Source organism: Mycobacterium hubeiense (assembly GCF_002838065.1).
GTDB lineage: Bacteria > Actinomycetota > Actinomycetes > Mycobacteriales > Mycobacteriaceae > Mycobacterium > Mycobacterium hubeiense.
Window position 1 is genome coordinate 1 of record NZ_PIZU01000077.1, and the last position, 9,540, is coordinate 9,540.

9 protein-coding genes are annotated in these 9,540 nt (G+C 64.4%); 2 read left to right on the forward strand and 7 right to left on the reverse strand.

The window, feature by feature from the left end; translation table 11 throughout:
- Positions 1-103 precede the first annotated feature (103 nt).
- Complete coding sequence (locus CWS39_RS27585) at positions 104-2,032, forward strand: ABC transporter ATP-binding protein/permease (protein ID WP_102146022.1); 1,929 nt, start codon at positions 104-106, stop codon at positions 2,030-2,032.
- A 26-nt stretch (positions 2,033-2,058) separates the two neighbouring features.
- A complete protein-coding gene (locus tag CWS39_RS27590; RefSeq protein ID WP_102146023.1) occupies positions 2,059-3,966 on the forward strand; it encodes an ABC transporter ATP-binding protein/permease in 1,908 nt (635 codons plus the stop codon).
- On the opposite strand, the gene CWS39_RS27595 is transcribed toward CWS39_RS27590, so the two are convergent.
- The 7 genes from CWS39_RS27595 to CWS39_RS27625 all read right to left on the reverse strand — a co-directional run.
- A complete protein-coding gene (locus CWS39_RS27595) occupies positions 3,963-5,405 on the reverse strand; it encodes an FAD-binding protein (RefSeq protein ID WP_102146028.1) in 1,443 nt (480 codons plus the stop codon). The genes CWS39_RS27590 and CWS39_RS27595 overlap by 4 nt on opposite strands.
- Positions 5,406-5,410: 5 nt before the next feature.
- Positions 5,411-5,905 carry a VOC family protein gene (locus tag CWS39_RS27600; RefSeq protein WP_102146024.1) on the reverse strand — a complete coding sequence of 165 codons (495 nt, stop codon included), beginning with the start codon at positions 5,903-5,905 and terminating at the stop codon, positions 5,411-5,413.
- Positions 5,906-5,966: 61 nt separating this feature from the next.
- Positions 5,967-6,605 carry an SRPBCC family protein gene (locus CWS39_RS27605; protein ID WP_102146025.1) on the reverse strand — a complete coding sequence of 213 codons (639 nt, stop codon included), beginning with the start codon at positions 6,603-6,605 and terminating at the stop codon, positions 5,967-5,969.
- Entirely contained in the window at positions 6,598-6,945 is a 348-nt protein-coding gene (locus tag CWS39_RS27610) for an ArsR/SmtB family transcription factor (RefSeq protein ID WP_102146026.1), read from the reverse strand. The genes CWS39_RS27605 and CWS39_RS27610 overlap by 8 nt, the downstream gene beginning before the upstream one ends.
- Before the next feature lie 165 nt (positions 6,946-7,110).
- Entirely contained in the window at positions 7,111-8,157 is a 1,047-nt protein-coding gene (locus CWS39_RS27615) for a TauD/TfdA family dioxygenase (protein ID WP_233213734.1), read from the reverse strand.
- 504 nt (positions 8,158-8,661) lie between these two features.
- On the reverse strand, positions 8,662-9,360 hold the full coding sequence (locus tag CWS39_RS27620; RefSeq protein ID WP_102146027.1) for an Rv1815 family serine proteinase: 699 nt from the start codon (positions 9,358-9,360) through the stop codon (positions 8,662-8,664).
- A 110-nt stretch (positions 9,361-9,470) separates the two neighbouring features.
- A partial coding sequence (locus CWS39_RS27625) for a LysM peptidoglycan-binding domain-containing protein (RefSeq protein ID WP_142386963.1) occupies positions 9,471-9,540 on the reverse strand: 70 nt, incomplete at its 5' end.

Here is a 9,540-nt window from a genome sequence, read left to right on the forward strand (position 1 = left end):
CCCGCAAGCCTGATCCAGCTTCCAGGACACACCATGGGCGCAGCATAATCAGGCCGCCCACCTTCCAAGCGCCACCGCCAGGTTGTCGGGGTAGTTTGCCCGCATGGAAATGTTCACCCCGACGCTGGACTGGGGTTCTGAGCTGTGGACGTCGCTGGTCTGGATCGCCAGAGCGTGGCTGATTGCGGCGCTGTGCACCCTCGGTGTCCTCGTGCTGATCGCGAAGTTCACCAACTGGGGCAGGCAGTTCTGGCGGATCACCGGCGACTACTTCACCGGGGCCGAGAGCCTCAAGGTTTGGCTGTGGCTGGCGGCGATCCTGCTCGCGGTGGTCGCCGGCGTGCGACTGCAGGTGCTGTTCAGCTTCCAGAGCAACGACATGCTGACCAGCTTCCAGGTGGTCGCATCAGGCGTCGGTGCCGGCAACGACGAAGTGAAGAACTCAGGCGCGCAAGGCTTTTGGATGTCGCTGGGTGTGTTCTCCATATTGGCTGTGCTGCATATCGCCCGCCTCCTGCTGGACACCTTCCTGGTGCAGCGGTTCTGCCTCGCGTGGCGTGCGTGGCTCACCGACCGGCTCACCGGCGACTGGCTGGACGGCAAGGCCTACTACCGGGCGCGCTTCATCGATCACACAATCGACAACCCCGACCAGCGCATCCAGTCCGACATCGACATCTTTACCGCCAACAACGGGCCGCTGCCCAACGTCCCGTATTACTACTCCCAGAACACGCTGCTGTTCGGCGCGATTGAGGCGGTCGTGTCGATCGTCTCGTTCACCGCGATTCTGTGGAACCTGTCCGGCACGCTGACGGTGCCGATCATCGGGATCGACTTTCCGCGGGCGATGTTCTGGATCGGGATCCTGTTCGTCGTCTTCGCCTCACTGGTTGCCTTTTGGATCGGCCGGCCAATCATCGGGCTGTCGTTCAACAACGAGAAGTTCAACGCCGCGTTCCGGTACGCGCTGGTGCGCCTTCGTGACGCGTCGGAGGCCGTCGCGTTCTACCGCGGCGAGCTCGTCGAGCGTTCGGGGCTGCGTAAGCTCTTCACCCCCGTCGTCACCAACTACAAGCGCTACGTGAACCGGTCGATCGGATTCAACGGCTGGAACTGGTCGATGAGCCAGGTCATTGTGCCGCTGCCATACCTGCTGCAGTTCCCGCGGTTCTTCAATGGCGAGATCACCCTGGGCGCGCTCAACCAGTCCGCCTCGGCGTTCGGGCAGATCCAGGACGGATTGTCGTGGTTCCGCAACGCCTATGACCTGTTTGCCGGCTACCGCGCCGCAATCATCCGGCTCCATGGTCTGGTGACAGCCAACGAAGAGGGGCGGGCGCTTCCGGAGATCACCACGACCCCGTGTGTCGACGGCGCCGTGCAGCTCGACGACATCGAGGTGCGCACACCCGATGGACGCCAACTCATCGATCCGCTCGACATGCGCCTGGAGGTCGGCGACACGTTGGTCATCACCGGCGCGTCGGGCAGCGGCAAGACCACGCTGTTGCGCAGCCTGGCGGAGCTATGGCCGTTCACCTCCGGCACGCTCACCCGCCCGTGCGGCCCCAACGAGACGATGTTCCTGTCGCAGCTGCCGTATGTGCCGCTGGGGAATCTGCGTGCGGTAGTGAGCTATCCGTCCGAGGAAGGCTCGATCGACGACGACACGCTGCGACGCATGCTGGAGCGGGTGGCGCTACCTCACCTGGTGGACCGGCTCGACGAGGTGCAGGACTGGGCGAAGGTGCTCTCACCGGGCGAACAGCAGCGCATCGCGTTCGCGCGCATCCTGCTGACCAAACCCAAGGCGGTGTTCCTCGACGAGTCCACCTCGGCGCTCGACGAAGGCCTCGAATTCATGCTGTACCAACTGGTGCGCACCGAGCTACCGGACACCATTCTGGTCAGTGTCAGCCACCGCAGCACCGTCGAGCAGCATCACACCCACGAACTTGAATTGCTCGGAAACGGTGAATGGCGACTCGGCCGGGTGGAGGGCGACGAGACGGAACCGGCTCTGGTGTAACGCTTTCCCGGGTAGCTTTCCCGGGCATGGAGATGTTCACCCAGTCCCTGGACTGGAGCAACGAACTCATCGCCTCCGCCATCTGGGTGGCCAAAGCGTGGGCGATCAGTGCGGTCTGCACAGTGATCGTGTTGGCCCTGCTCGCGAAGTTCACCACCTGGGGTCGGCAGTTCTGGCGCATCACCGGCGACTACTTCACCGGCCGCGACAGCATCACGGTGTGGGCGTTCCTCGCGGTGCTGCTGCTGTCGGTGATGGTCGACGTTCGGCTTTCGGTCTTGTTCAGTTACCAGGGCAATGACCTGTATTCCGCACTCCAGACCGCATTCTCTGGTGCCGGTTCGGGCGATGAAGCGGTCAGAGACTCTGGGATACAAGGGTTTTGGATGGCGATCATCATGTTCCTCATCCTGATGGTCTCCCACCTCACGCGCCTGCTGCTGGACCTGTACCTGATGCAGCGCTTCATCATCCGCTGGCGGGTGTGGCTGACGCACCGACTCACCGGCGACTGGCTGGACGGCGATGCCTACTACCGCGGGCGGTTCGTCGACGACCCCATCGACAACCCGGACCAGCGCATCCAGCAGGACATAGACATCTTCACCACCGGCACCGGCCCGGAAACCAACACCCCGACCGTGGGGTCGACGACCACGCTGCTGTTCGGCGCGGTGGCCTCGATCCTGTCGTTGGTGTCGTTCGCGCCGATCCTGTGGAATCTGTCGGGGCCGCTGACGATTCTGGGCGTGACGGTGCCCAAGGCGCTGTTCTGGATCGCGTTGCTGTACGTGTTCTTTGCTACCGTGGTCGCGATCTGGATCGGCAAACCCATCATCGGCCTGTCGTTCCGCAACGAACTCACGAATGCGGCGTTCCGGTATGCGTTGGTGCGGCTGCGCGATGCCGGCGAGGCGGTGGGCTTCTACCGTGGTGAACGCGCCGAGCGAAGTGAACTGATGTCACGCTTCGCCGCGATCATCGCCAACTATCGGGCATACGTCCGGCGGGGCGTCGCCTTCCTCGGCTGGAACCAGACGATGACTCACATCATCGATCCGCTGCCGCTGGTGATCCAGGCGCCGCGGGTGTTCGCCGGCCAGATTCAGTTCGGCGATGTCACGCAGTCCTCGGATGCGTTCCGCTCGGTGAACGACTCGCTCTCGTTCTTCCGCGCGGTGTATGACTCGTTCGCCAGCTATCGCGCGGCCATCATCCGCCTCGACGGGTTGATCACCGCCAACGAACAGGCAAGGGCGCTACCGGCATTGACGGCCGTCGACAGCGTCGACGGCTCGATCGAGCTGGAAGACGTCGAGGTGCGCACACCAGCAGGACTGCGTCTGGTGGATCCGCTCGATGTCCGGTTGGAGCCCGGCGACGCGATGGTGATCACCGGCGGTTCGGGCAGTGGCAAGACCACGCTGCTGCGCAGTCTGGCCCGGCTGTGGCCGTACACGTCGGGCACCATGCACTGCCCCGCCGAGGGCACCATGTTCCTGTCCCAGGTGCCCTATATCCCGCTGGGCGATCTGCGTTCGGTGGTGTCCTACCCGGGCGCGGCAGGCGACTACACCGATGCCGATATCCGATCCGCTTTGGACACAGTGGCTTTGGGTCATCTCGCGACCCGCCTCGACGACGTCGCGGACTGGGCGAAGATCCTCTCACCGGGTGAGCAACAGCGCATCGCGTTCGCCCGGGTGCTGTTGTCCAAACCGCGTGTGGTGTTCATGGACGAGTCGACGTCCGCACTCGACGAGGGCCAGGAGTTCACCCTGTACCGAACGTTGCGCACCGAGTTGCCGCAGACCATCGTCGTCAGCGTGAGCCACCGGCCCAGCCTCGAGCAGCATCACGACACGCGGCTGGAGCTGTTGGGCGGCGGCGAGTGGCGGCTGGGTCCGGTCACCGAGGAGCCGGTGCCGGTCTAACTCCTCGCGGCGTGCGCCCCGGCCCGGCGGCCGAAGAACGACCCTTCGCCGAGCTGTGTCCCGCTCGAATAACCCTTGCCGTCCTGCACCAGCTTCGACGCGCACGCCCCCGCCGCGTACAACCCGGGCACGACGCTGTCGTCCTCACGCAACACCTGCGCGTCGACGGAGGTGGCCAGTCCGCCCAACGTGAACGCCGAGTACATCGCCTTGCCCAGCGAGAGGTCAAAGGCCCCCCACGGCCCTTTATCTTGGGCGGCAACATACTCCGACTGCTTGTGAAAGTCCGGATCATGACCCTTCGCCGCGTTCTCGTTGTAACGGTTCAGCGTGGCAACGAGATTGCCCTCCGGGATGCCGAGCGCCTTCTCCATCTCCTCGACGGTTTCCCACCCGTCGATCAACGGGACCAGCGGCACCTCGGGATTCTGCAGGTGTGCCTCGTCGACAATGAGGAACGCCGCGCTGTCGGGCTGCTCCATCACGAAAGCCGAGGTGCGCGAATGGTACGAGTCCTCCGCGACGAAACGCTGGCCGAGCTTGTTGACAATGATGCCGGTGAGCAGAATCTCCGGCGGATACACCGGCGCGGTCATGAACGCCTGATCCATGTGCTTGGCCACGCCACCGGCCGAGACACCCAACCGGATGCCGAGACCGTCGTCGTAGGTATTGCCCAGCACGAAAGGCTTTTCGGAGATTTTGGGCGTGTATTTGGCCACCATGTCCGGGTTCATCACGAAACCTCCGGCGGCGATGATCACCGCCTTCGCCTTGATGGCGCCGGTCTCGTTGAAGTGCTTCCAAGCCACGCCGACGACTTTTCCGGCGTCGACGACGAGGTTGGTCGCCCCGGTCTCGTAGCGCACCTGCACGCCGAGTTCGTCGGCCCGCTTCACCAGCAGATCGATCACCATCGCCGCGCCGCCGAGTTCACCGGGCACCGGCACGGAGTGTCCACGCGGCGCCGGCTTCGCCTGCTCGCAGAACGGCCACACCTTCTCGTTGCCCGTGTACGACAGGCCCTCGGTGCCCGGCGGCACCACCACCTTGCCCGGGTAGTAGCTGCGTTCGAACCGAAAACCCAAGCGCTCCAACCAATTGAAGTGCTCGACGCTGCCCTCGCAGTACGCGCGGATCTTGTCGTGCTCGGGCTCACGCGACACCGCGACGAGGTATTTGTACATCTCCTCGGCGCTGTCCTCGTGGCCAGTGGCCTGCTGCACCGCGGTGCCACCGCCGAGATAAAAATGCCCGCCGGCCATCGATGTGGTGCCGCCCGCCTCGGCGGCGCGCTCCAGCACCAGCACGCGGGCGCCGGCGTCGGCGGCGCTGACGGCCGCGGAACCACCGGCAATGCCGAATCCGATTACGACGACGTCGAACTCGTCGGACCACGACGTCACTTCCGCCGCGTCGACCGTATCCGGAATGTCCAGCCCGCTCACTGTTGCTCCTGTTTCACGTAGTCGAAGAACGCCCGGATCTCGGGCGGGATGTATGCGATCTCGAGGTACGGCACACCGGCCTGGGCGGCGGACACGTAGGCGAATCGCATGCCGCCCGCCATCACACCCTGCTGTACGACGGGCGCGCCGTGACCCTGCGCGTCGCGCACCGCGGCGTCGAACGCCTCGGTGTCAGATGCCTCGACACAGATGTGGTGCAGTCCGGGCCCCGCGCGGTCCAGGAACTCGGTATAGATGCTCTCACCGGCGACGGGCGCGATGAGCTCGAGCTGGGTGTCTCCCGCGTAGCTGAGCGAGATGTCGGCGACGAAGTCCGCAGGCTGCCCGCGCAAAGTGCAGGTGTCCGGGCCGAAGTGCACACCCGGCATACGCACCCATTTCTTCGCGCCCAACAGCGCGGTGAGGGTGCGCTCGGTGGCGTCGAGGTCGTGCGTCACCCAGGCAATCTGGACAGGTGTCTGGTCAAGCATCTCCTTGAGGATATCGCCGGCACCCCGCCCTGGCTAGAACGTGTTCTAGTTGTGCCTCGCCTCACTCCTCGCCGAGGTAGGCCGCCAGGCACCGGTCCGCCGCTTCCCGCGCCACCGCGGGATCGGTGCCGTTGGCGACGTTCGCGGCGTACCACTGTTCGCCGGACAGCTTGAGGAAACGGCGGCCGTCCTCGGTGGCCAGCCACTCCTGCCCGGCCGCCGGGTCGACGGATTCGCCGGTGCTCAGGTGCAGGGCAAGCCCGAGGAGCATGGAATCCCACCCCATGCCGACGGCGCCCGGCCCGAACAGGCGCGAGGTCTCGTCGTCGACATGGGCGATGTGCTCGACCACCAACCGGGCGCGGTCGGGGCCTTCGCTGCTGACGCTGACGTCGATCCAGCTGACGTTTCCGCCGTACTCCCACGTCGCCGTGAAGTTCTTCGGTGGGTCACAGGTCAGCACGGTTCCGTTCGCGTTGCCCTCCAGCTGATAGGTGCCGCCGACCTTCAAGTCGCCGGAAATCGGCATCAGCCAGCGGGGAATGCGCTCGATGTTGGTGACCGCATCCCAGAGATCGTCCTGATCGGTGTCGTAGGCCTGACTGATGGTGGCGACGTACGCCTCGCCGGTGTCGATAGTGCGGGTGCCGAACTTCCGCTGCACCGCGTTGATCTGATAGTCGACGTCAACATCAAGCATGTTGCCTCCCTTGATTTCTGCGTTGCCGCTTGCCGCGGGCGATTTCGGTGGCCAGCGCGTCCAGGTGTGGTGTCCAGAAGCGTCGGAACGCATCGAGCCACTCGTCGACGTCGCGAAGTGCATCGCCGTTCACCGCGTACAGCCGACGTTGGCCGTCCGGACGCACCGAGGTGAACCCGTTGTCTCGCAACACTTTCAAGTGTTGCGAGACCGCCGGCTGGGTGATTGCGAACTCTTCTTGGATGCGCTCGCCGATGGCCCCCGCGGAGAGCTCACCGTCAGCGAGCAGTTCCAGGATGCGGCGGCGTACCGGATCGCCCAGGACGTCGAACGCGTGCACATCATTAGGTTAAAGCGACCACTTATATAAGTCAAGTCTAATATACTTCCCGGGGCGAGAGGCCAATGCGCCATCCTCGCGAGGCCGATGCACGCACCATCGCCGAAGCCGCCGGCCCCGCGACCACGCGTGGCCATCTCGTGCCTTGAGGGCATCGCAAGCCGCTCAGAGGTGTCCGGTGGCGCTATGTTTGGGGATTCCGCCGCGAAGAAGCTCATTCGCCAAAGGCGTTTCTGTGGTCAACCAGAGTCGAAGCAAATGTCGCCTCCGGCTCAGGTCGTCGTCATCTGTATACGCCTCCCGGGAATGCAACACGGTCGAGTTGTTGAGCAGTTGCACATCGCCAGGACGGAAGTCCATCTCGATATGGAAAGCTGGATCGTTGGCGATGTTCTCCACGAGTGCCAACGCGGCCAACTGATCGTCGGTCAGCCGCGGCGCCTCCGCGTGCAGCTGTGAGTCGCGGATGTACCAGGCGATGAAGAAGATCCGCGGCATTCCGTTGACATCTGTGATCGGTGGAAGTTCGAAGAAGGGCGCCTCACCCGGGCGTTCCTCCCCGTTGCGACTCCAGGGCATGGGCTGGTACATGACGTCCACCAGGTGCGGATCGCGACGCAGCATCTCGTTGTAGACCGCGTGCGCACTGACGATCTTCGACTCACCACCCGACTTGGCCGGATGCAGGCACAATAGGCCGACGAGATCGGAGCCATCGCTGTGGAAATCCTGCCGCAGATTTGTCCGGTACTTGCGCACCGCAGCGCCGGCGTGAATTCGTTCGTCGCGGATATGGGTAATGAGGTTGGCGTCGCGGTCTTGCCCCACCGGCTGACCCAGCAGCCCTCCCAGCCCGAGGTAGGCGTGCTCGATCTGCGGCTCATCCAGGACGTCGATCGGGAAGTTGCGCAGTCGCACGAAGCCCGGGCCCTCATTAAGCAACTTTGTCCAATGCGCTGCCGCAGAACCGATCTGGCGGCTCAAGTCTGCGCTTGACCCGCCGCGGCCGAAGTCGATCAAAGCCTGCCTGTCATCGGCGCTCAGCTCGAATGACCACGCGGACTCATCGGGGAAGTCGGTCGGCGTCCACACCGACGATGAAACTACCGGAACCAAAGATGCCACGGTAAAACTCCTTTCAGTATTGCTGCTGTTTCGTGCCATAAGACGCGCCGAACGCAGATGCCCGCGGCGCAGCGACGTCAGCGACACTTGCTGGTCCCGCGAGTAGAGGCAAGCACCTTGGCGACACCGCTGACACCGCAAATACCTTGGGCCGCAACAACTCATCCAGTTCTTCACCCGACCACAACGCGTATCCGCATGCTGTGCGCAGTTGCTCGAGGTATTCGAACCGTTGGTACAACGAGGTCAGCATGTCACCAAGCTAGCACCATTTCGATATATGTCAAATATCTCGCAGGGCGACGCACTCGTCCGGGAGCGAACGCCTTGAGCATCCCAGCGAGTAGCACGGCCACGTCGTTGCCCTCTGGGAGGATGGATCGTGACCACTGAAGGAGACCTCGTCCCGCAACCTGTCGAAGTCCGACGACAGTTGTTGTGCTGCAGGCATTTTCGGCTCTGGCATCCCCCGGCGGCGACAGCGGCCGCGTCCCACAACCCTGCCACCCACGTCACCGGGTTGCCGCCGCAGTCCACGCCCGAGCGCATCAGCGCCGCGGCGCCGTCGATCCCGTCTTCGAACTGGGTCGATCAGGGCTGCGGCGCAACCACATTGGGGGCATGGGCGGCGGCCTGCATGATGTCGGCGCGGGCCTGCTGGCTCGCCGACTGCCAGGACACCGCGGCCGGATACTGGCCCCAGGTGCTGTTGAACATCCCGATGATGACCGCGCGGCCATCCGGGGTGATGACGTACACCGGGCCACCGGAGTCACCCTTCTGGCTGACGATGCCGTTCGCCATGGTGAACCAGCCGTTGTTGACGGCCTCGACGGTGCCGCAGCTCTCCCCCGTGATCACGCCGAAATGACAGATCGCCAATCCAGGCTGGGGCACCACGGCCGGGTCCTCGACCAGCACGCGGCCACCGGGCAGGATGTTGTTCACCGCGACGTCACCGTCGAGTTGGATTGCCTGCCAATCGGAAATCTGATGATTGGTGTCGATCGTGGCGCCGTCGGGTGTGTTGTCCCGGAACGTCGCCTGGTGGCCGATATGGCGGCCGTCGCGGTCGCCGACCGGGCCGCTACCGCGGCAGTGGCCCGCCGTGAAGGCCACGCGCGTCATCGGGTCGACGAATCCGAGCGTGCAGACGTTGGTGTCCTGGCGGACCTCCATCCCGGGGTACACCAGCACCCCGGGGTCGGACTGCGCGGGTGCGCCGGGAAGTGCCAGTGCAGCAATCGGCGCGAGCGCCGTAGCGAGGACGCGAAACCATCGTTGGCGCACACTGCCTCCGATCCGTGAGGGGCTGATAGCTGCCCAGAATACCGGCGCACAGCAAACGACAAACGACGACGGCCCGGATCGTTTGATCCGGGCCGTCGTCTCGCTCACAGTTACGGGATTGTCAAGACCTGACCGGGGTGAATCAGGTCCGGGTTGGAGATTCCACTGGCGTTGGCAATC